The sequence below is a fragment of the Streptomyces populi genome (assembly GCF_002911015.1).
Taxonomy (GTDB): domain Bacteria; phylum Actinomycetota; class Actinomycetes; order Streptomycetales; family Streptomycetaceae; genus Streptomyces; species Streptomyces populi.
Window position 1 is genome coordinate 1 of sequence record NZ_KZ626968.1, and the last position, 21,860, is coordinate 21,860.

Below are 21,860 nucleotides of genomic sequence, written 5' to 3' on the forward strand. Positions count from 1 at the left end.
CGCCGCCGGGGAAGAGGCAGTCGCCCGTGAACACGTGCGGGTGACCGTGCGGGTCGTCGTAGACGAGGGCGACCGAGCCCGGCGTGTGCCCGACCAGGTGGCGCGCGGTGAGTTCCACGGTCCCCACCCTGACCGTGTCGCCGTCCCGCAGGGGGACGTCGGTCGGCACCGGGATGCCGTCGGCGTCGTCCGCGCCCGCGTAGGTGCGCGCGCCCGTGGCGGCCACGACCTCGGCGAGCGCCTGCCAGTGGTCGCCGTGCCGATGGGTGGTCACGACGGACGCGATGCCGTCGTCACCGATCAGGGTGAGCAGCGTCGAGGCCTCGTTCGCCGCGTCGATCAGGAGCTGCTCGTCGGTGGCCCGGCAGCGCAGCAGATACGCGTTGTTGTCCATGGGGCCGACCGCGACCTTGGAGATCATCAGGTCCGGCAGCTCGTGCACGTCGGCAGGCCCGCCGACCGTCACCGCTCCGCTGTAGGTCATGACGGCAGCCTATAGCGGAGGCAGGGCCGGGAGCGGACCGCCGCGAAGCGTCAGACCGGCGCCGTCGCGGCGGCCGCAGAGCCAGCCCAGCAGATCGGCCGTGCCGCCCCGGACCTCGACGGGACCGCCCTCGGCGCCGCCGCCCGTGGTCCACGTCCGGCCGTCGCCGGCGACCAGCGTCGTGGCGGGCACGTCCTGGTGGCCGGCGAACCGCTCCGCGAGGAAGTCGATCTCCCGGGTCACGAACTCCTCCGGCAGGTCCTCCAGCTCGTACCCGATGCCCAGGTCCACGTGGTGCAGGTCGACCTCGACCCAGCGCCGGAACGGCACCCGGGCCGCGGAGTCGGTGACCCCGTTGCGCAGCTCCACCGTGCGGGACCAGTCCGCGGGAGCGGCTCCCGTCTCCAGGAAGCGGGCCCCGCTCTCCCGCAGGTCCTCCAGCTGTGTCTCCAGGGGGCGCGGCGCGTCCCGCTCGATGTCGGCGTCCCGGGTGCTCGCGGAGGCGTACATGGGGCGTCCCTCCAGGACGTTCACCAGAGCGTCCGCGTTGCGGGACAGGTGGGCGAGCACGTGTCCGCGGCTCCAGCCGGGAAGCCGTGACGGCCCGGCCACGGCCGCGTCGTCCAGTTTGGTGACCGCGGTGAGCAGTCGTTCCGTCGCGTCACGTACAGACGCCAGGTCGCGCACATGATCCATCATGAGGTCGACCCTAGCCCCGCCACACGTTCGGGTGAAGCTGGTCGACCACCCCCGTAAATCGAATGCGCGTGCTATACGCTCGAAGGCGGCGTCGGGCATGCTGGATGGCCCGGGATTGTTGTGAACCAGCGAAAGCAACCGGCGCTGTCAGTGGCTCGCCCTAGTCTGGGAAGACGGGGGCCCGCGGCCCCTGTCACTTCTCTCAAGAAAGGTACGGACCGGCGTGGCCGACCGTCTCATCGTCCGTGGAGCGCGCGAGCACAACCTGAAGAATGTCTCGCTCGACCTCCCGCGCGACTCGCTCATCGTCTTCACGGGCCTGTCGGGGTCGGGCAAGTCCTCCCTCGCCTTCGACACGATCTTCGCCGAGGGCCAGCGGCGGTACGTGGAGTCCCTGTCCTCGTACGCCCGGCAGTTCCTCGGCCAGATGGACAAGCCGGACGTGGACTTCATCGAGGGTCTCTCCCCGGCCGTCTCCATCGACCAGAAGTCGACCTCGCGCAACCCGCGCTCGACGGTCGGCACCATCACCGAGGTCTACGACTACCTGCGCCTGCTCTTCGCGCGCATCGGCAAGCCGCACTGTCCCGAGTGCAGCCGTCCCATCTCGCGCCAGTCGCCGCAGGCCATCGTCGACAAGGTCCTGGAACTCCCGGAGGGGAGCCGCTTCCAGGTCCTGTCGCCGCTGGTGCGCGAGCGCAAGGGAGAGTTCGTCGACCTCTTCGCCGACCTCCAGACCAAGGGGTACAGCCGTGCCCGGGTCGACGGCGAGACGATCCAGCTCACCGAGCCGCCCGCCCTGAAGAAGCAGGAGAAGCACACCATCGAGGTGGTCATCGACCGCCTCACGGTGAAGGACTCCGCCAAGCGCCGTCTCACCGACTCCGTGGAGACCGCCCTCGGCCTGTCCGGCGGCATGGTCGTGCTCGACTTCGTCGACCTCCCCGAGGACGACCCCGAGCGCGAGCGCATGTACTCGGAGCACCTGTACTGCCCGTACGACGACCTGTCCTTCGAGGAGCTGGAGCCCCGCTCCTTCTCCTTCAACTCGCCGTTCGGCGCCTGCCCCGAGTGCACCGGCATCGGCACGCGGATGGAGGTCGACCCCGAGCTGATCGTCCCGGACGAGGACAAGTCCCTCGACGAGGGCGCCATCCACCCCTGGTCGCACGGACACACCAAGGACTACTTCGGCCGGCTGATCGGCGCTCTCGCCGACGCGCTGGGCTTCCGTACCGACATCCCCTTCGCCGGGCTGCCGCAACGTGCCAGGAAGGCCCTGCTCCACGGCCACAAGACGCAGATCGAGGTCCGCTACCGCAACCGGTACGGCCGCGAGCGCGTGTACACCACGCCCTTCGAAGGGGCCGTCCCTTTCATCAAGCGGCGGCACAGCGAGTCCGAGAGCGACGCCAGCCGCGAGCGCTTCGAGGGCTACATGCGTGAGGTGCCCTGCCCCACCTGCCAGGGCACGCGTCTGAAGCCGCTCGTCCTCGCGGTCACGGTCATGGAGAAGTCCATCGCCGAGGTCGCCGCCATGTCCATCAGCGACTGCGCGGACTTCCTGGGGGAGCTGAAGCTCAACGCGCGCGACAAGAAGATCGCCGAGCGCGTCCTGAAGGAGGTCAACGAACGGCTGCGCTTCCTGGTCGACGTGGGCCTCGACTACCTGTCGCTGAACCGCGCGGCCGGCACCCTCTCCGGCGGCGAGGCCCAGCGCATCCGTCTGGCCACCCAGATCGGTTCCGGGCTCGTCGGCGTCCTGTACGTCCTGGACGAGCCCTCCATCGGTCTGCACCAGCGTGACAACCACCGGCTGATCGAGACCCTCGTCCGCCTGCGCGACATGGGCAACACGCTCATCGTCGTCGAGCACGACGAGGACACCATCAAGGTCGCCGACTGGGTCGTCGACATCGGTCCCGGCGCGGGCGAGCACGGCGGCAAGGTCGTGCACAGCGGTCCCCTGAAGGAACTCCTCGGCAACGCCGAGTCGATGACCGGGCAGTACCTGTCGCGCAAGCGGCAGATCCCGACCCCGGACGTCCGCCGCCCCGCCGACCCCGGCCGCAGGCTCACCGTGCACGGTGCCCGCGAGAACAACCTCCGGGACATCGACGTGTCCTTCCCGCTGGGCGTCCTCACCGCCGTCACCGGAGTGTCGGGTTCCGGCAAGTCGACACTGGTCAACGACATCCTGTACACGCACCTGGCCCGCGAACTGAACGGCGCGAGGAACGTGCCGGGGCGCCACACGCGCGTGGACGGCGACGACCTCGTCGACAAGGTCGTGCACGTCGACCAGTCGCCCATCGGCCGTACGCCCCGCTCCAACCCGGCGACGTACACCGGAGTCTTCGACCACGTCCGCAAGCTGTTCGCCGAGACCACCGAGGCGAAGGTGCGGGGTTACCTGCCCGGCCGCTTCTCCTTCAACGTCAAGGGCGGCCGCTGCGAGAACTGCTCGGGCGACGGCACCATCAAGATCGAGATGAACTTCCTGCCGGACGTGTACGTCCCCTGCGAGGTCTGCCACGGGGCGCGCTACAACCGGGAGACCCTGGAGGTCCACTACAAGGGCAAGTCCATCTCCGAGGTCCTGGACATGCCCATCGAGGAGGCGCTCGGCTTCTTCGAGGCGGTACCGGCGATCGCCCGTCACCTCAGGACGCTCAACGACGTCGGCCTCGGCTACGTCAGGCTCGGCCAGTCCGCGCCGACGCTGTCCGGCGGTGAGGCGCAGCGGGTCAAGCTCGCCAGCGAGCTCCAGAAGCGTTCCACCGGCCGCACCGTGTACGTCCTCGACGAGCCGACCACCGGTCTGCACTTCGAGGACATCAGCAAGCTCATCACGGTGCTGTCCGGCCTGGTCGACAAGGGCAACACGGTCATCGTCATCGAGCACAACCTTGACGTCATCAAGACCGCGGACTGGGTCGTCGACATGGGCCCCGAGGGCGGCAGCGGCGGCGGTCTCGTGATCGCCGAGGGCACGCCCGAGGAGGTCGCCGGCGTTCCGGCCAGCCACACCGGCAAGTTTCTGCGCGAGATCCTCGGCGCCGACCGGATCAGCGACGCCGCTCCCGTGAAGGCCCCCCGCAAGACGGCCGCCAGGAAGACGGTCGCCGCGGGGGCGACGGCGAGGAAGACGGCCACGAAGACCGTCAACAACACGGCCGCCAAGAAGGAGGCCGCGGCGAAGTCGGCCGCCAAGAAGGTGACCCCCGCGAAGAAGACCGCGCGGGCCCGGAAGGCCTGACCGGACCGGACGTGCCGGAGACGACGGCGCCCCGCGGGAGCTTCCCGCGGGGCGCCGTCCGTGGGGGATCCGGCAACCCCGACCGCCGTGGTTCGAGGACCGAGGGACGCGTGTCCGGCGTCCCTACAGGTCACCCAGTTCGCGGGCGTACGGCGGTTCGGCTCCGGCGCGGGAGCAGGTGACGGCCGCCGCGCGGGCCGCGAAGCGCAGAAGCCCGGTCCAGCCCCGGGGTCCCAGTTCCGCCAGCGCGGCCGGGGACAGGGCGTTCCGGGCGGCCAGACCGTGCAGCAGGGCCGCGTTCACGGTGTCGCCGGCACCGATGGTGTCCACCACGTCCACCGGTTCGCCGGGCACGGAGTGCACCGAGCCGTCCCGGGTGAACGCGGTCAGACCGTCGCCGCCCCGGGTGATCACCACCGCCGAGGGGCCGGCGGCCAGCCACTCGCGCGGCGTGCCGCCGAGCCAGCGGGCGTCCTCCTCGGACAGCTTGAGCAGGGACACCGACGGCAGCCAGCCCTTGAACCGGGCGCGATAGGCGTCCGGGTCGGGGATCAGACCGGTGCGGACGTTCGGGTCCAGGGCCGTGAACACGCCCTGCCCGGCGGCGGCCCGCAGCAGCTCCTCGTACGCGCTCGCGCCCGGTTCCAGGACGAGCGAACAGGTGCCGAAGGACACCGCCCGCGTTCCGTCGGGGAGCCGGTCGGGGGCGGTGAAGAGACGGTCCGCCGTGCCCTCCACGTAGAAGGAGTACGCGGCCGAGCCGTCCGCGCCGATCGTGGCGACGGCCAGGGTCGTCGGTTCGCCGCCACGCTGCACGGACGACACGTCGACGCCGGCGTCGGCCAGCCCGTCCAGGAGGGCCTCGCCGAACGCGTCGCGTGAGACGCGGGAGCAGAAGACGGTGGGGGAGCCGAGGCGGCCGAGCGCCACCGCCGTGTTGTAGGGGCCGCCACCCGGCCGGGGCGTCAGCCCCGCCAGGGCGCCGGAACCCTGCGGCACCAGATCGATCAGAGCCTCACCGGCGACGACGATCACGACGCGGGTCCTTTCCTCGGTGTCCCGGTCCCGGGGCTGTGACCCGGATGCCGGTCCGCGGGCGGAACCGGGTCGTTCGCGGGCGAACGTATCCCACCCGGAGAACCGGCGTAAACGCCGGAGCGGGCGTTCACGCTCCCGGTGCGGGGATCAGCCCCGCACCGGACGGAATGATCTGTACCGGTATGGTCGACGTGCGGCACCCCTTGCCGCGCCCGGCCTCGGACCGGCCAGCCGTGCCGTGTCCAACCCTGTCCCGCCCGGCGGAGCGTCCGTCGGCACCCTCGACCGGTGGAGGTGTCATGTCCGGCAGTCCGTCCGCGAGCCGTCGTACCGTCCTGCGGGGAGCGGCGCTCACCCCGGTCGCCGGGCTCGGCCTCGCCGCGTGCTCCGGCGGCAGCGGCGGCGGAGCGCCGGCCACACCGACCGCTCCCGTCGTCCTCGGCGCGGGGAGCGAGGTCTCCAGGGGCGGTGCTCAGCTGTACCAGGACCAGAACGTCGTGGTCAGCCGTGCCGAGGACGGTTCGCTCAAGGCGTTCAGCTCGATCTGCACCCACGCCGGGTGCGCCATCAACAAGCTGCGGGGCACGACCCTCGTGTGCCCCTGTCACGGCAGCGAGTTCGACGCCAAGACCGGCAAGGTGCTGCGGGCGCCGGCCACCGTGCCGCTCCACGGACTGTCCGTCGAGGAGAAGGACGGGAAGATCGTCGCGGGGCCGGGCGCCTGAGTCCGGTGCGGTCCCCCGGCCGGCACCGGCGCACCGCACCCGGGCGGGCGGTCACTCCCAGTCCCATCCGATCCCGACGATCCCCGACCGCACGCGCGGCTCGACCAGGTGCACCGAGTGGTGACGGCCGCTCAGCGGCAGTTCCTGGCGGCCGCTGCGCGGCGCGGCGGCGGAGTGCTGCGTGAAGCGGTGACAGCGCACGGGCAGCGCGTTCTCCGCGAAGTGCACCTGGAGCGCGTACTGTCCGCCCGCGAAGCCGAACCCGCGGACGTACTCGCTGGACGCCCCGGCCGTGCCGTCCTCGAAGGCGTAGCGGAAGAGGAACGTCTCGCCCGCCCGCAGCCGGGTGTCGAAGAGCAGTTCGGCGACGAGCACCCCGGTGTCGCGGTGCCAGCGCACCCGGCCGGTACGGCAGTTCTCCAGAGCCCGGACCCTCGTCCGCTCCGGCGCGCATCCGGGGTCGCCGTGATGGATGGCCACGTAGCGGTCCACGCCGTCCTTGTGCGCGCGCACTATGTGGTGCGACTCGCGGCCCAGCAGTTCGCGCCGGGCGCCTATGCGCACCCGTTCGTGATGGCCGAGCGTGTGCAGACCACCGTCGAGCGGGGACCCCAGGTCGATCAGGAGCCGTTCCAGGACACCGGAGGCCTCCACCAGGGACCGGTACGAACGTCCCGTGGGGCGCTCCGGATCCGAGCGGGCCTCGGCCTCGGCCAGCAGTCTGATCAGGGACTCGTCGGGCAGCTGGAGTATCTCCTCCAGGGCGCGGACGGCCCGCAGCGACTCGGGGCGCTGGGGTCGGCGGGCGCCCTGCTGCCAGTAGCTCAGGCTCGTCACACCGACTTTGACGCCGTATCGCGAAAGATGGTGCTGAACGCGTTGCAGCGGCAGCCCGCGGGCGGTGATCGCTGCGCGCAGTGCGACATGGAAGGGGCCGCCCCGCAGGGCCGTCTCCAGTTCCGCCGTGGCGACGTCCGCGTGCTGTGTGCCGTGCCGCATGCAGGGGCCTTTCTGTGGATGTTCACGACGGCTGGTCAGACCGTCGGAGCGGTTCATCGGCGCCGCCCGGTGGGCGCGCGGGGGCTGTACACGCGCGGGTTTCGCCGTTCACGCCCCGAGTTCCCCCGCATTGAAGCGTGTTGACCAAGCCCCGACAACACCTGATGCCCAACATGGCTCACCGCAGCCCCCCGGACGCGCTCCGTCCCTCCTCGGCCCCCGTCCGGGAGGGGGCACGAGGCGCCGTGGCCGACGACTCGTGCTCCTCACCGCCGTCCGGGCCGTCCCTGGCGCCGTCCGGGCGACCGCGCCCCTCGTGGGCGCGCGCCCGGCCGCGGGGGCGCGGCCGCGTACGAGGGCGGGCTTTCGGGTTCTTCCTCCACATGATCCGGCGTGGTGACGTGAGCACGACGAAGTGGCCCGGTGGCCGGATACGGCGCCTCCCGGAGCGTCCCGGCCGGAGCCCCGGTTCCGGACGAGTCGGGACGTTCACCCCCGGCACGGGCGGTGCCGGTGCTTCCGGCGCCGTAGCGGCGCGCCCCCGGGCTCTGTCCACAGGCGTGCCGGGAGCCGGCCGTGCTGTCGGCCCGCGCCAGTAGGGTGTGTTGCATGGCCGACCCCTCCAGCTACCGCCCCAAGCCGGGACAGATCCCGGACTCTCCCGGGGTGTACAGATTCCGCGACGAGCACCGCCGGGTGATCTACGTCGGAAAGGCGAAGAGCCTGCGTCAGCGCCTGGCGAGCTACTTCCAGGACCTGGCGAATCTCCACCCGCGCACCCGGACCATGGTCACCACGGCCGCGTCGGTGGAGTGGACGGTCGTGTCCACGGAGGTCGAGGCCCTTCAGCTGGAGTACTCCTGGATCAAGGAGTACGACCCCCGGTTCAACGTCAAGTACCGCGACGACAAGAGCTACCCCCACCTCGCCGTGACGATGAACGAGGAGTTCCCGCGCGTGCAGGTGATGCGCGGTGCCAAGAAGAAGGGCGTGCGCTACTTCGGTCCCTACGGGCACGCGTGGGCCATCCGTGACACCGTCGACCTGCTGCTGCGCGTCTTCCCGGTGCGCACCTGCTCCGCCGGAGTCTTCAAGAACGCCTCCCGCACCGGCAGGCCCTGCCTCCTCGGGTACATCGGCAAATGCTCCGCCCCCTGCGTCGGCCGGGTCTCGCCCGAGGAGCACCGTGAGCTGGCCGAGGAGTTCTGCGATTTCATGGCGGGCCGTACGGGGACGTACATCCGCCGGCAGGAACAGCAGATGGCGGACGCGGCCGAGGAGATGGAGTACGAGCGCGCGGCCCGGCTGCGCGACAACATCGAGGCGCTGAAGAAGGCCATGGAGAAGAGCGCGGTCGTCCTCGCGGACGCGACCGACGCCGACCTCATGGCCGTCGCCGAGGACGAGCTGGAAGCCGCGGTGCAGATCTTCCACGTACGCGGTGGACGTGTGCGTGGCCAGCGGGGCTGGGTCACGGACAAGGTGGAGGCGGTCACCACCGGTGACCTCGTCGAACACGCGCTCCAGCAGCTCTACGGCGAGGAGACGGGCGACTCCGTCCCCCGGGAGGTGCTCGTCCCGGCGCTGCCCGAGCCGGTGGAGCCCGTTCAGGAGTGGCTCACCGCGCGCCGCGGATCGAACGTGTCGCTCCGCATACCGCAGCGCGGGGACAAGAAGGCGCTCATGGAGACCGTGCAGCGCAACGCGCTCCAGGCGCTCGCCCTGCACAAGACCCGGCGCGCCTCCGACCTGACCACCCGCTCACGCGCCCTGGAGGAGATCGCCGAGGCGCTCGGCCTGGACAGCGCGCCGCTGCGGATCGAGTGCTACGACATCTCGCACCTCCAGGGCGACGACGTGGTGGCCTCGATGGTCGTCTTCGAGGACGGACTCCAGCGCAAGGGCGAGTACCGGCGCTTCCAGATCAAGGGCTTCGCCGGTCAGGACGACGTCCGCTCCATGCACGAGGTGATCACCCGGCGCTTCAGGCGCTACCTCGTCGAGAAGGAGCGGACGGGGGAGTGGACGGACGGCGAGGACGCCGCCGCGGGCGCTTCGGAGGCCCTCGTCCCCGGCACCCCGCTCGCGGGAACCGTCGACTCCGGCACCTCGTCCGGCGGGACCGCCGCCACCGGGACCGAAGACTCCGGGACCGCCGGCACCGGGACGGACACCTCCGGGACGGACGGTTCCGGGACGGACGCCTCCGGGGGCGACCTCCCGGCGAGCGCCTTCTCCGAGGACGACGGCAGGCCCAAGCGCTTCGCCTACCCCCCGCAGCTCGTCGTCGTCGACGGCGGCCGGCCGCAGGTCGCCGCCGCGCAGAGGGCCCTCGACGAGCTCGGTATCGACGACATCGCCGTGTGCGGACTCGCCAAGCGCCTGGAGGAGGTGTGGCTGCCCGGCGAGGACGACCCCGTGGTCCTGCCGCGCACCAGCGAGGGCCTGTACCTGCTCCAGCGGGTCCGGGACGAGGCCCACCGCTTCGCGATCACCTACCAGCGCGCCAAGCGGGCCAAACGCTTCAGGTCGGGCCCCCTGGACGACGTGCCGGGCCTGGGCGAGTCCCGCAGGCAGGCGCTGATCAGACACTTCGGTTCCGTGAAGAAGCTCCGGTCCGCGACGATCGACCAGATCTGCGAGGTCCCCGGCGTGGGACGCAAGACGGCGGAGACCATCGCCGCGGCCCTCGCCCGGGCGGCTCCCGCCGCACCGGCCGTGAACACGGCCACCGGAGAGATCATGGAAGACGACGAAGACGCGGCGCCCGGGACGACGGCGGGCCCCGCGGAGGAGCCCGTGACCGCGGGCACCTCGGACGAGCGACGGGGGCAGGAGACATGACCGAGAACGACGCGCACGAAGAGGAACGTCCGGCGGCGCAGGGCCGGGGGACACACGGCGAAGCAGGCGAAGGCAACGCGGGGCGGGAAGCACCACGGGAAGACGGAGCACAGGTGGGTACGGGTAGCGAGACGGCGGGGACGGGAGTCCCCGAGGCCGTCATTCCGGAGTTGGTGATCATCTCCGGCATGTCCGGAGCCGGCCGGTCCACGGCCGCCAAGTGTCTGGAGGACCTCGGCTGGTTCGTCGTCGACAACCTGCCGCCCGCCCTGATCCCCACCATGGTGGAGCTCGGCGCCCGCTCCCAGGGCAACGTGGCGCGGATCGCCGTCGTCGTCGACGTGCGCGGCCGGCGGTTCTTCGACAACCTCCGCGAGTCCCTCGCGGACCTGGAGTCCCGCAACGTCACCCGGCGGATCGTCTTCCTGGAGTCCTCCGACGAGGCCCTGGTGCGCCGCTTCGAGTCGGTGCGCAGGCCGCACCCCCTCCAGGGCGACGGCCGCATCGTGGACGGGATCGACGCCGAGCGCGAGCTGCTGCGCGAGCTGCGCGGCGACGCCGACCTGGTCATCGACACCTCCAGCCTGAACGTGCACGAGCTGCGCGCCAAGATGGACGCCCAGTTCGCGGGCGAGGAGGAGCCCGAGCTGCGGGCCACCGTCATGTCCTTCGGCTTCAAGTACGGCCTCCCGGTCGACGCCGACCTGGTCGTGGACATGCGCTTCCTGCCCAACCCGCACTGGGTCCCCGAGCTGCGCCCCTTCACCGGCCTGAACGAAGAGGTGTCGGCGTACGTCTTCAACCAGCCCGGCGCCAAGGAGTTCCTCGACCGCTACGCCGAACTGCTCCAGCTCGTCGCCGCCGGATACCGGCGCGAGGGCAAGCGCTACGTGACCATCGCGGTCGGCTGCACCGGCGGCAAGCACCGCTCGGTGGCGACCGCCGAGAAGCTCGCCGCCCGCCTCGCCTCCCAGGGCGTGGAGACCGTGCTGGTCCACCGGGACATGGGGCGCGAGTGACCGGACGTACTTCCCTGCGGCTGGGTCGGCTGCGCCGGGAGACCCCCGGGGACCGGACCGGCCGCCAGGCCGCGGCACGCGGCGCCAGGCCGCGCCGTCGCGGTGCCCAGCCCAAGGTCGTCGCCCTCGGCGGCGGCATGGGGCTGTCCGCCTCGCTCGCCGCGCTGCGCCGGATCACCGGCGACCTCACCGCCGTCGTCACCGTGGCCGACGACGGCGGTTCCAGCGGCCGTCTGCGCGACGAGCTGGGCGTCCTGCCACCCGGTGACCTGCGCAAGGCACTGGCGGCGCTGTGCGGCGACGACGACTGGGGCCAGACCTGGGCCCGCGTCATCCAGCACCGCTTCGAGTCCAAGGGCGACCTGCACGAACACGCGGTCGGCAATCTGCTGATCGTCGCCCTGTGGGAACAGCTCGGCGATCACGTACAGGCCCTGGACCTGGTCGGCAAGCTCCTCGGTGCCCATGGGCGGGTGCTGCCCATGTCCGCCGTGCCCCTGGAGTTGCAGGCCCTGGTCAAGGGACACGACCCCGACCGGCCGGACGAGGTCGACACCGTCCGGGGCCAGGCGAACGTGGCGCTCACGCCCGGTGAGGTCCAGTCCGTGCACGTCGTCCCGCACGATCCGCCGGCCGTGCCCGAGGCCGTGGCCGCGGTCCTCGACGCGGACTGGGTGGTTCTCGGTCCCGGCTCCTGGTTCTCGTCGGTGATTCCGCACCTCCTGGTGCCGGAACTCCTGGACGCCCTCAGCCGGACCAGGGCGCGCCGGGTACTCTCCCTGAACCTCGCACCGCAGCCCGGAGAAACCGAAGGCTTCTCCCCGCAGCGTCATTTGGAGGTTTTGGGACGACACGCCCCTAAACTCGCCCTGGACGTGGTGCTGGCCGACGAGGCTGCCGTGCCCGACCGTGAATCTCTCGCCGACGCCGCCAAGCGGTTCGGCGCCGCGGTCGAGCTGGCACCGGTGGCCAGGACCGACGGATCTCCGCGGCACGATCCGGAGCTGTTGGCCGCCGCGTACGACCGTATTTTTCGGATGCATGGAAGGATCGGCCCATGGCGATGACGGCAGCGGTGAAGGACGAGATCTCCCGGCTCCCCGTCACCCGGACCTGCTGCAGGAAGGCGGAGGTCTCCGCCATCCTGCGGTTCGCCGGCGGCCTTCACCTGGTGAGCGGCCGGATCGTGATCGAGGCGGAGCTGGACACCGCGATGGCGGCGCGCCGCCTGAAGCGGGACATTCTGGAGATCTTCGGCCACAGTTCCGAACTGATCGTGATGGCGCCCGGCGGGCTGCGCCGCGGCTCGCGCTACGTGGTGCGCGTCGTCGCGGGCGGTGACCAGCTGGCCCGCCAGACGGGGCTCGTGGACGGGCGGGGACGTCCGATCCGCGGACTGCCGCCGCAGGTGGTCTCGGGGGCCACCTGTGACGCCGAGGCGGCCTGGCGCGGGGCCTTCCTGGCCCACGGCTCGCTCACCGAGCCCGGCCGCTCCTCGTCCCTCGAGGTGACCTGCCCGGGGCCGGAGGCCGCGCTCGCGCTGGTCGGTGCCGCCCGCCGGCTCTCGATCGCGGCGAAGGCCCGTGAGGTGCGCGGTGTGGACCGGGTGGTCGTCCGCGACGGCGACGCGATCGGCGCGCTGCTGACCCGCCTCGGCGCGCACGAGTCGGTGCTGGCCTGGGAGGAGCGGCGGATGCGCCGTGAGGTCCGTGCCACGGCGAACCGGCTCGCCAACTTCGACGACGCCAACCTGCGCCGCTCGGCGCGCGCCGCCGTCGCCGCCGGGGCCCGTGTCCAGCGCGCCCTGGAGATCCTCGCCGACGAGGTGCCGGAGCACCTCGCCGCCGCCGGACGGCTGCGCATGGAGCACAAGCAGGCCTCCCTGGAGGAGCTGGGCGCGCTCGCCGACCCGCCGTTGACCAAGGACGCCGTGGCGGGTCGTATCCGCCGGCTGCTGGCGATGGCCGACAAGCGGGCGCAGGACCTCGGGATCCCCGGGACGGAGTCGAGTCTGTCCGAGGAGATGGCGGACAACCTCGCCGGCTGACCCGGACCCGCGGGGCGACGTGGAAGACGTGCGGGATCATCTGACGGAAGCTCAACACGCCGGTGCCGAAGCCCACTCGGGGTTCGGCACCGGCGCAGGTCGGCCCGCGAGGCACCCTTGACTTGACCATGAAGTGTCATGAGCCTGGCATCTGTTCGCTGCTGTGGCGGACCAGTGCAAGGGGGGCTCATGAGACGAAGAGCGAGCGCGATCCTCGCTGCCGGCGCGCTCCTGCTGGGCGGTGCGGCCGTGGCGCCGGTCGCCCGGGCGCAGGACGGTGGTTCACCCAAGCCCGACGAGAACGCCGTGAAGGTGTTCCGCGCCGAGATCACGAAGCAGCAGGTACCCCTGCTGCTCGCGGCCGGTCAGGACGGTCACGAGCTCGGCGACGCGACCTGGAAGAACGGCAGGAGCACGGTCGAGGTCTACGTCACCGACCGGCAGGCCAGGAAGCTGGAGAAGCAGGGCGTCGACCTCACCGAGCACACGCTCTCCGCCAGGGCGGAGAACCGGGTCGCGGACGCCGCCCAGGGGGTGTTCCGCCCGTACAGCGGGAAGGGCAACCTCGAGGAGGAGATCCTCAGGACCGGTCGGGCCAACCCCGGCCTGACCAAGGTGGTCTCCATCGGCAAGACCCTGAACGGCCAGGACATCCTCGCGCTCAAACTGACCAAGGGCGCGAGGAAGACCAAGGACGGCTCCAAGCCGTCGGTGCTGTACATGTCCAACCAGCACGCGCGCGAGTGGATCACCCCCGAGATGACCCGGCGGCTGATGCACTACTACCTGGACAACTACGCCACGGACAAACGCGTCAGGAAGATCGTCGACTCCACCGAGCTGTGGTTCGTCCTGTCGGCCAACCCCGACGGCTACGACTACACCTTCAAGGACGCCGACACCCGCCAGTGGCGCAAGAACCTGCGGGACGTGAACGGCGACGGCGTCATCTCCACCGGTGACGGCGTCGACCTCAACCGCAACTTCGCCTACAAGTGGGGCTACGACGACGAGGGTTCGTCGCCCAACCCCACCAGCGAGACCTATCGCGGCGCGAGCCCCGGGTCCGAGCCCGAGACCAGGGCGATCGACGCCTTCGAGAAGCGCGTCGGCTTCGCGTACGGGATCAACTACCACTCGGCCGCCGAGCTGCTGCTCTACGGAGTGGGCTGGCAGGTGGCGACGCCGACCCCGGACGACGTGCTCTACAAGGCGCTCGCCGGAACCCCCGAGAACTCCGCGATCCCGGGCTACCACCCGCAGGTCTCCTCGGAGCTCTACACCACCAACGGCGAGGCCGACGGCCACGCGGGCAACGTCAACGGCATCTCGATGTTCACCCCCGAGATGTCGACCTGTCAGACCGCGTCGGACCTCGACCCGAACGACGCCTGGAACGCGGCGGACTGCGCCTCGGTCTTCACCTTCCCGGACGACGAGAAGCTGATCGAGCAGGAGTTCGAGAAGAACGTCCCGTTCGCGCTCTCCGTCGCCGAGACCGCGGCCCACCCCGACCGGCCCTCCTCCTCGGTGGGCATCGACGCGCCCGACTTCACCCCGGCCGCCTTCACGACGTCGTACTCCCGCGGCGCCGACCAGGAGGTCTCCGCCGTCGTCCGCAAGTCCGTGCGCGGCAAGAAGCTCAAGTACCGCGTCGCCGGCGGCCGGACGCACGAGGCGGCCCTCAGGCCCTGGCGGGGCGGCGAGACCTACGGCGGCACGGACAACCTCTACTTCGACGAGTACCGAGCCAAGGTCAGGGGCGGCGCCCCGGGCGACAAGGTCGAGGTCTGGTTCACCGGCGAGACCAGGAGCGGGAAGCCCACCTCCAGCAACCGCTTCACGTACACCGTGGCCCAGCGGCCGCGGGCCGACGTGCTCGTGGTCGCCGAGGAGGGCGCGGCCGCCACACAGGCGGGGACCTACGTCGACGCGCTGAAGGCCGCCGGGAAGAAGGCCCTGGTCTGGGACGTCGCCACCCAGGGCGCGCCGGACGCGCTCGGCGTGCTCGGCCACTTCGGCACGGTCGTCCACTACACCGGCGCCCTGCGGCCGGGGAACGCCACCCAGCTCCAGCTGCGCGCCTTCCTCAACGAGGGCGGCAAGCTGGTCGAGGCGGGCGAGCTGGCCGGCGGCAGCGTCGACCTCGGCGGCGGCACCCTCTCGAACGACTTCAGTCAGTACTACCTGGGCGCCTACTCCCGCACGTCCACACCCGGCGCGAAGGGCTTCGCCGGTTCCGGGAAGCTCGACGGCGCCGCGGGAGCGCTCGGCGACGCGCCCGGCAACCCGCTGAACGCGGCGGGCACCTACGGCGTCACCTCGGACTCGCTCGCCGGGGCGCGGTACCCGCAGTTCGCCTCCAGCGCGGGAGCGGGCCAGTTCGGCGGGACCGTCAACCCGTACGGACCGTACGCGGGTTCCTACATGGCCGCCGCGGTGCACACCGACGACGCCTACAAGCGGCTCACCCGGACCGTCGACCTCACCGGGGTCACCGCCGCCGACAGACCGACGCTCCGCTCCCAGATGCTGTGGGACACCGAGCCCGGCTACGACCACGCGGTCGTCGAGGTCCACACAACCGGGGCCGACGACTGGACCACGCTCCCGGAGGCGGGCGGTGCCACCTCGACCGCGGTCCCGGCCGAGTGCGAGGCCGGCTTCCTCGCCCGGGAGCACCCGTGGATCAAGCACTACCTGACCGTGAGCGCGGCCGGCTGCACCGCCACGGGCTCCAGCGGCGCGTGGAACAGCCTCACCGGCGCCTCCAGCGGCTGGCAGCAGGTCTCCTTCGACCTGAGCGCCTACGCCGGCAGGTCGGTCGAGGTCTCGTTCAGCTACATCAGTGACCCGGGCTCGGGCGGCCACGGCCTCCTCGTGGACGACGCCTCCCTCGTGGTCGCCGGCACCGCCACCGGGACGGAGGGCTTCGAGTCCTCCCTCGGCGCCTGGAGCGTCGCCGGTCCGCCCGCGGGCAGTCCGGCCGTCCTGCGGGACTGGGCGCGCACCGGGGAACTCTTCAAGACGTACGGAGCGGTCACCACGGACGACACGGTGCTGCTGGGCTTCGGCCTGGAGCACGTCGGTACGGCGGCCGACCGCGCGACCCTGATCGGAAAGGCACTTTCGGCGCTCGACGACTGACCGTACGTGACCATCACATGAACAGAACGGGCGATCCGTACCCCTACTGACGGGTACGGATCGCCCTGTCGTGTATGGCCGTGGTCGATGTCACTCAGGGGCCTTGGGGGAGGTAGGGTCGGAGGCGGTCGGGGACATCCCATACAAACTCGCCGACACTTGAGTCGGCGTACCTAACGAGGAGATCGGTTCGTGACGATCCGCGTAGGCATCAACGGCTTTGGCCGCATCGGTCGTAACTACTTCCGCGCGCTGCTGGAGCAGGGTGCTGACATCGAGATCGTGGCTGTCAACGACCTGGGTGACACCGCGACCACCGCCCACCTGCTCAAGTACGACACCATTCTGGGCCGCCTCAAGGCCGAGGTGTCGCACACCGCCGACACGATCACGGTCGACGGCCACACGATCAAGGTCCTGTCCGAGCGCAACCCCGCCGACATCCCGTGGGGCGAGCTGGGCGTCGACATCGTCATCGAGTCGACCGGCATCTTCACGAAGAAGGCCGACGCCGAGAAGCACATCGCCGGCGGCGCCAAGAAGGTCCTCATCTCGGCTCCGGCCAAGGACGAGGACATCACCATCGTGATGGGTGTCAACCAGGGCGACTACGACCCGGCGAACCACCACGTCATCTCCAACGCCTCCTGCACCACCAACTGCGTGGCGCCGATGGCCAAGGTCCTCGACGAGAACTTCGGCATCGTCAAGGGTCTGATGACGACGGTCCACGCGTACACCAACGACCAGCGCATCCTGGACTTCCCGCACTCGGACCTGCGCCGCGCCCGCGCCGCCGCCGAGAACATCATCCCGACCACGACCGGTGCCGCGAAGGCCACCGCCCTGGTCCTCCCGCAGCTCAAGGGCAAGCTGGACGGCATCGCCATGCGCGTCCCGGTCCCGACCGGCTCGGCCACCGACCTGGTCGTCACCCTCCAGCGCGAGGTCACCAAGGACGAGGTCAACGCCGCGTTCAAGAAGGCCTCCGAGGACGGCGACCTCAAGGGCATCCTGTTCTACACCGAGGACCAGATCGTGTCCTCGGACATCGTCAGCGACCCGGCCTCCTGCACCTTCGACTCCTCCCTGACCATGGTCCAGGAGGGCAACACGGTGAAGATCCTCGGCTGGTACGACAACGAGTGGGGTTACTCCAACCGCCTCGTCGACCTCACGGTCTTCGTCGGCGGCCAGCTCTAATTCCCAGAGCAGGCACCTCGATGTGAGCCAGGGCTCGGGCAGCGCGACGCCGCGCTGTCCGGGCCCTGCGCCGCGTAGTGATCGATCGGCGTGACCGATCAGCCCTCTCGGATCCCAAGAGCCTTCCCTAGGAGTTCCTTCATGAAGACGATCGACGAGCTTCTCGCCGAAGGAGTGACCGGCAAGCGGGTCTTCGTCCGCGCCGACCTCAACGTGCCGCTGGCGGGCGGCCTCATCACCGACGACGGCCGCATCCGCGCCGTCCTGCCCACCATCAGGGCGCTGGCCGCGGCGGGCGCCAAGGTCATCGTCGCCTCGCACCTGGGCCGTCCCAAGGGCGCCCCGGACCCGGCCTTCTCGCTGCTGCCCGCCGCCGAGCGGCTCGGTGAACTGCTCGGCGCGCCGGTCGCGTTCGCGCAGGACACGGTCGGCCCCGCCGCCCACGAGGCGGTGGACGGCCTGGAGCCCGGCCAGGTCGCGGTCGTCGAGAACCTGCGCTTCAACGCCGGTGAGACGTCCAAGGACGACACCGAGCGCGGCGAGTTCGCCGACCGGCTCGCGGCCCTGGCCGACGTCTACGTGGGCGACGGCTTCGGCGCCGTGCACCGCAAGCACGCCTCCGTGTACGACCTCCCGGCCCGGCTGCCGCACTACGCCGGCTACCTCATCGCCACCGAGGTCGGCGTCCTGAAGAAGCTCACCGAGGACGTCGCGCGCCCCTACGTCGTCGCGCTCGGCGGCTCCAAGGTCTCCGACAAGCTCGCCGTCATCGACCAGCTCCTCGGCAAGGCCGACCGCATCCTGATCGGCGGCGGCATGGCCTTCACCTTCCTCAAGGCCAAGGGCTACGAGGTCGGCAGTTCCCTCCTGCAGGAGGACCAGATCCCGGCCGTCACCGAGTACATGGAGCGCGCCGTGAAGGAGGGCGTCGAGCTGGTGCTCCCGGTCGACGTCGTGGTCGCCCCCGGATTCCCGGACCTGAAGGCCAAGGCGCCCACCGAGCACAGCGCCGTCGAGGCGCACGCGATGCCCGAGGGGCAGCTGGGCCTGGACATCGGTCCGAAGACCGGTGCCCTGTACGCAGCCAAGCTCTCCGACGCCGAGACCGTTTTCTGGAACGGTCCCATGGGCGTCTTCGAGCACCCCGACTACGCCGAGGGCACCAAGGCGGTCGCCCAGGCCCTGGTCGACTCCAAGGGCTTCACCGTCGTCGGCGGCGGAGACTCCGCCGCCGCGGTGCGCACCCTCGGCTTCAACGAGAACGCATTCGGCCACATCTCGACCGGTGGCGGCGCCTCCCTCGAATACCTCGAGGGCAAGACGCTCCCCGGCCTCGCCGCACTGGAGGACTGACCTTAATGAGCACGCGCACGCCGCTGATGGCGGGCAACTGGAAGATGAACCTCAACCACCTCGAGGCCATCGCGCACGTCCAGAAACTCGCCTTCGCCCTGGCCGACAAGGACTACGAGGCCTGTGAGGTCGCCGTCCTGCCGCCCTTCACCGACCTGCGCTCCGTGCAGACCCTGGTCGACGGCGACAAGCTCAAGATCAAGTACGGGGCCCAGGACCTGTCGGCGCAGGACTCCGGCGCCTACACCGGCGAGATCTCCGGCTCGATGTTGGCGAAGCTGAAGTGCACGTACGTGGCCATCGGCCACTCCGAGCGCCGCCAGTACCACAACGAGACCGACGAGATCGTGAACGCCAAGGTCAAGGCCGCCTACCGGCACGGTCTGACCCCGATCCTGTGCGTAGGCGAGGAGCTGGACGTCCGCGAGGCGGGCAACCACGTCTCCCACACCCTCTCCCAGGTCGAGGGCGGTCTGAAGGACCTCCCGGCCGAGCAGGCCGAGTCCGTCGTGATCGCGTACGAGCCCGTCTGGGCCATCGGCACCGGCAAGGTCTGCGGCGCCGACGACGCGCAGGAGGTCTGCGCCGCGATCCGCGCGAAGCTCGCCGAGCTGTACTCCCAGGAGCTGGCCGACAAGGTCCGCATCCAGTACGGCGGCTCGGTGAAGTCCGGGAACGTCGCCGAGATCATGGCGAAGCCCGACATCGACGGCGCTCTGGTCGGCGGCGCGTCGCTCGACGCCGACGAGTTCGTCAAGATCGTCCGGTTCCGCGACCAGTAAGTATGCGGTAGCGGCGATTCGTCGTACCCTTGCGGGGGTCTGGTGCCGTGGCACCGGACCCCCGTCGTCCATCCAGTTCCGAGGAAGTTGGTCCAGCCGTGGTTTTGGGGTTCTCGATCGCCCTGATCGTCTTCAGCCTGCTGCTGATGCTGCTGGTGCTGATGCACAAGGGGAAGGGCGGCGGTCTGTCCGACATGTTCGGCGGCGGCATGCAGTCGTCCGTCGGCGGCTCCTCGGTCGCCGAGCGCAACCTCGACCGCATCACTCTCCTGATCGGTCTGCTCTGGTTCGCGTGCATTGTCGTGCTCGGTGTTCTGATGAAGATCAACAACTGATCACCGATCGACATCGGTACGGCAGCACAACTGCACATCACGCAAGCACATTCCGCACGTAAGGCCCCATGTCCGGTACGCGCCTCCAAGCGCCGCCTATCATGGGGCTTGCGTCTAGGGGTGGGGATGTAACTCCAATCACTGGACGCGCGTTGGGCCTTACGTAGACTGAGGCGCTCGCGACGAGGCGAAACGCCGACTCGCTTCGCGGCACCATCACGCAGGGAGTTACGACCGTGGCAAGTGGCAACGCGATCCGAGGAAGCCGGGTCGGGGCGGGGCCGATGGGCGAGGCCGAGCGCGGCGAGTCCGCGCCGCGGCTGCGCATCTCCTTCTGGTGCTCCAACGGGCATGAGACGCAGCCCAGCTTCGCCAGCGACGCGCAGGTCCCCGACACCTGGGACTGTCCGCGCTGCGGCTTCCCCGCAGGACAGGACCGGGACAACCCGCCGGACCCGCCGCGCACCGAGCCCTACAAGACGCACCTCGCGTACGTGCGGGAGCGGCGCAGCGACGCGGACGGCGAGGCGATCCTCGCCGAGGCGCTCGCCAAACTGCGGGGCGAGATCTAGGAGTTGAGAACCGGCCGGGCATCCACGGATGCCTGGCCGGAACCGTTTCGCGGCGACTTCACGGCCGCGGTCCCGCCCGCCGCAGGGTCCGCCGTGCCCGGGTGCCCGCACCGCGCGCCGACCTACGGACGCCCGCCCCGCGGACCGGTCCGTCCGTCGTGCCCGGACGGGGAACGGCGGACGGGTCACGCCGATGCAGCAGCGCGGGCCGGAATTCGTACCGGGCACGCGGGCCCGGTGTTCCGCGCGGTCCCGGCCCCGGCGTCCTGCCCGGTGGGACGGGCACCGCGGCCCGCGAGCCGGACGGACCGGCGCCGTCCCGGGGCGCCTCCCCGCCTCCCTCCCGCCGTCACCGAGCTGACACCTGCGGGCCGTCGGGACGTATCTGTTGTTGAGCCGGTGGACGCACTACGACAGCTCGTGTCCAGCCCTGATCAATTAGGTTGGGACCGGCAGCGGGGCAAGGTACGCAGCAGTACAGGCAGGAAAGAAGGCGGAAGTCCGAGATGAACGCAGAAAGCCGTACCAGGCTCAACCAGACGCCCGAGTGGACCGCCCTGGCCAAGCACCGCGAGGAGCTCGCCGGCACCCATCTGCGCGACCTGTTCGCGGCCGACCCCGGGCGCGGCTCCGGCTACTCGCTCCAGGTCGGCGATCTGCACGTCGACTACTCCAAGCACCTGGTCACCGACGAGACGCTGCGGCTGCTGCGCGAGCTGGCCGCCGCCACGGACGTGTTCGGGTTGCGGGACGCGATGTTCCGGGGCGAGAAGATCAATGTGACCGAGGACCGGGCGGTGCTGCACACCGCGCTGCGGGCGCCGCGGGAGGCGGTGGTCGAGGTCGACGGCGAGAACGTGGTCCCGGCCGTGCACGCGGTCCTGGACAAGATGGCGGACTTCGCCGGCCGGGTCCGCTCGGGCGAGTGGACCGGGCACACCGGCAGGCGGATCAAGAACGTCGTCAACGTCGGCATCGGCGGCTCGGACCTGGGCCCGGCGATGGCTTACGAGGTGCTGCGCTCCTTCACCGACCGCTCGCTGACCGTGCGGTTCGTCTCGAACGTGGACGGCGCGGACCTGCACGAGGCCGTCCGTGACCTGGACCCGGCGGAGACGCTGTTCGTCATCGCCTCCAAGACGTTCACCACGATCGAGACCATCACCAACGCCACCTCGGCGCGCGAGTGGCTGCTGTCCGGTCTGAAGGCCGGTCAGGAGGCGGTGGCCAAGCACTTCGTGGCGCTGTCGACGAACGCGGAGAAGGTCGCGGACTTCGGCATCGACACGGCGAACATGTTCGAGTTCTGGGACTGGGTCGGCGGGCGTTACTCCTACGACTCGGCGATCGGTCT

17 protein-coding genes are annotated in these 21,860 nt (G+C 70.7%); 13 read left to right on the forward strand and 4 right to left on the reverse strand.

The window, feature by feature from the left end; genetic code table 11:
- Together CW362_RS36970 and CW362_RS36975 are read right to left on the reverse strand one after the other, a co-directional pair.
- The coding region (locus CW362_RS36970) for an MBL fold metallo-hydrolase (protein ID WP_103553999.1) at positions 1 to 484 on the reverse strand (484 nt) is incomplete at its 3' end.
- A 9-nt stretch (positions 485 to 493) separates the two neighbouring features.
- Positions 494 to 1,183, reverse strand: a complete 690-nt coding sequence (locus CW362_RS36975; protein ID WP_103553986.1) for a maleylpyruvate isomerase family mycothiol-dependent enzyme — start codon at positions 1,181 to 1,183, stop codon at positions 494 to 496.
- 223 nt (positions 1,184 to 1,406) lie between these two features.
- Here CW362_RS36975 and uvrA point away from each other — a divergent pair, with 223 nt between their 5' ends.
- Complete coding sequence (uvrA, locus tag CW362_RS36980) at positions 1,407 to 4,442, forward strand: excinuclease ABC subunit UvrA (RefSeq protein WP_103553987.1); 3,036 nt, start codon at positions 1,407 to 1,409, stop codon at positions 4,440 to 4,442.
- A gap of 123 nt (positions 4,443 to 4,565) precedes the next feature.
- Here the strand turns inward: uvrA and CW362_RS36985 are convergent, their stop codons facing one another.
- Positions 4,566 to 5,477 (reverse strand): carbohydrate kinase family protein, encoded by a 912-nt coding sequence (locus CW362_RS36985; protein WP_103553988.1) that lies wholly within the window; start codon positions 5,475 to 5,477, stop codon positions 4,566 to 4,568.
- A 302-nt stretch (positions 5,478 to 5,779) separates the two neighbouring features.
- On the opposite strand from CW362_RS36985, the gene CW362_RS36990 reads away from it, so the two are divergent.
- A complete protein-coding gene (locus CW362_RS36990) occupies positions 5,780 to 6,205 on the forward strand; it encodes a Rieske (2Fe-2S) protein (RefSeq protein ID WP_103553989.1) in 426 nt (141 codons plus the stop codon).
- A 51-nt stretch (positions 6,206 to 6,256) separates the two neighbouring features.
- Here the strand turns inward: CW362_RS36990 and CW362_RS36995 are convergent, their stop codons facing one another.
- Positions 6,257 to 7,204 (reverse strand): hypothetical protein, encoded by a 948-nt coding sequence (locus CW362_RS36995; protein WP_103553990.1) that lies wholly within the window; start codon positions 7,202 to 7,204, stop codon positions 6,257 to 6,259.
- A gap of 579 nt (positions 7,205 to 7,783) precedes the next feature.
- On the opposite strand from CW362_RS36995, the gene uvrC reads away from it, so the two are divergent.
- The 11 genes from uvrC to CW362_RS37050 all read left to right on the forward strand — a co-directional run.
- Positions 7,784 to 10,048, forward strand: a complete 2,265-nt coding sequence (gene uvrC / locus CW362_RS37000; protein ID WP_376450460.1) for an excinuclease ABC subunit UvrC — start codon at positions 7,784 to 7,786, stop codon at positions 10,046 to 10,048.
- Positions 10,045 to 11,067 carry an RNase adapter RapZ gene (gene rapZ / locus CW362_RS37005; protein WP_103553992.1) on the forward strand — a complete coding sequence of 341 codons (1,023 nt, stop codon included), beginning with the start codon at positions 10,045 to 10,047 and terminating at the stop codon, positions 11,065 to 11,067. The genes uvrC and rapZ overlap by 4 nt, the downstream gene beginning before the upstream one ends.
- Positions 11,064 to 12,134: a gluconeogenesis factor YvcK family protein gene (locus CW362_RS37010; protein ID WP_103553993.1), complete on the forward strand. Its 1,071-nt coding sequence runs from the start codon at positions 11,064 to 11,066 to the stop codon at positions 12,132 to 12,134. The genes rapZ and CW362_RS37010 overlap by 4 nt, the downstream gene beginning before the upstream one ends.
- Positions 12,125 to 13,114, forward strand: a complete 990-nt coding sequence (gene whiA, locus CW362_RS37015; protein WP_037624822.1) for a DNA-binding protein WhiA — start codon at positions 12,125 to 12,127, stop codon at positions 13,112 to 13,114. Before CW362_RS37010 ends, whiA begins: the two co-directional genes overlap by 10 nt.
- Positions 13,115 to 13,303: 189 nt before the next feature.
- Positions 13,304 to 16,261 (forward strand): M14 family metallopeptidase, encoded by a 2,958-nt coding sequence (locus CW362_RS37020; protein WP_103553994.1) that lies wholly within the window; start codon positions 13,304 to 13,306, stop codon positions 16,259 to 16,261.
- A gap of 192 nt (positions 16,262 to 16,453) precedes the next feature.
- A complete protein-coding gene (gene gap / locus CW362_RS37025; protein ID WP_103553995.1) occupies positions 16,454 to 17,464 on the forward strand; it encodes a type I glyceraldehyde-3-phosphate dehydrogenase in 1,011 nt (336 codons plus the stop codon).
- Positions 17,465 to 17,605: 141 nt separating this feature from the next.
- Positions 17,606 to 18,817, forward strand: coding sequence for a phosphoglycerate kinase (locus CW362_RS37030; protein ID WP_103553996.1), 1,212 nt, complete (start codon positions 17,606 to 17,608; stop codon positions 18,815 to 18,817).
- Between the two features lie 5 nt (positions 18,818 to 18,822).
- Positions 18,823 to 19,599 (forward strand): triose-phosphate isomerase, encoded by a 777-nt coding sequence (gene tpiA, locus CW362_RS37035; protein WP_103553997.1) that lies wholly within the window; start codon positions 18,823 to 18,825, stop codon positions 19,597 to 19,599.
- A 98-nt stretch (positions 19,600 to 19,697) separates the two neighbouring features.
- Positions 19,698 to 19,934, forward strand: coding sequence for a preprotein translocase subunit SecG (gene secG, locus CW362_RS37040; RefSeq protein WP_206301181.1), 237 nt, complete (start codon positions 19,698 to 19,700; stop codon positions 19,932 to 19,934).
- Positions 19,935 to 20,170: 236 nt separating this feature from the next.
- On the forward strand, positions 20,171 to 20,506 hold the full coding sequence (locus CW362_RS37045; protein ID WP_003957010.1) for an RNA polymerase-binding protein RbpA: 336 nt from the start codon (positions 20,171 to 20,173) through the stop codon (positions 20,504 to 20,506).
- A gap of 506 nt (positions 20,507 to 21,012) precedes the next feature.
- Positions 21,013 to 21,860: glucose-6-phosphate isomerase (locus tag CW362_RS37050; RefSeq protein WP_476756086.1), on the forward strand; the 848-nt coding region annotated here is incomplete at its 3' end.

What these genes read in the sequence shown, in the direction of transcription:
- CW362_RS36975 (WP_103553986.1), bottom strand. Translation starts at nt 1,183, where the DNA reads ATGATGGATCATGTGCGCGACCTGGCGTCTGTACGTGACGCGACGGAA.
- CW362_RS36990 (WP_103553989.1), top strand. Translation starts at nt 5,780, where the DNA reads ATGTCCGGCAGTCCGTCCGCGAGCCGTCGTACCGTCCTGCGGGGAGCG.
- CW362_RS36995 (WP_103553990.1), bottom strand. Translation starts at nt 7,204, where the DNA reads ATGCGGCACGGCACACAGCACGCGGACGTCGCCACGGCGGAACTGGAG.
- rapZ (WP_103553992.1), top strand. Translation starts at nt 10,045, where the DNA reads ATGACCGAGAACGACGCGCACGAAGAGGAACGTCCGGCGGCGCAGGGC.
- whiA (WP_037624822.1), top strand. Translation starts at nt 12,125, where the DNA reads ATGGCGATGACGGCAGCGGTGAAGGACGAGATCTCCCGGCTCCCCGTC.
- CW362_RS37020 (WP_103553994.1), top strand. Translation starts at nt 13,304, where the DNA reads ATGAGACGAAGAGCGAGCGCGATCCTCGCTGCCGGCGCGCTCCTGCTG.
- CW362_RS37030 (WP_103553996.1), top strand. Translation starts at nt 17,606, where the DNA reads ATGAAGACGATCGACGAGCTTCTCGCCGAAGGAGTGACCGGCAAGCGG.
- tpiA (WP_103553997.1), top strand. Translation starts at nt 18,823, where the DNA reads ATGAGCACGCGCACGCCGCTGATGGCGGGCAACTGGAAGATGAACCTC.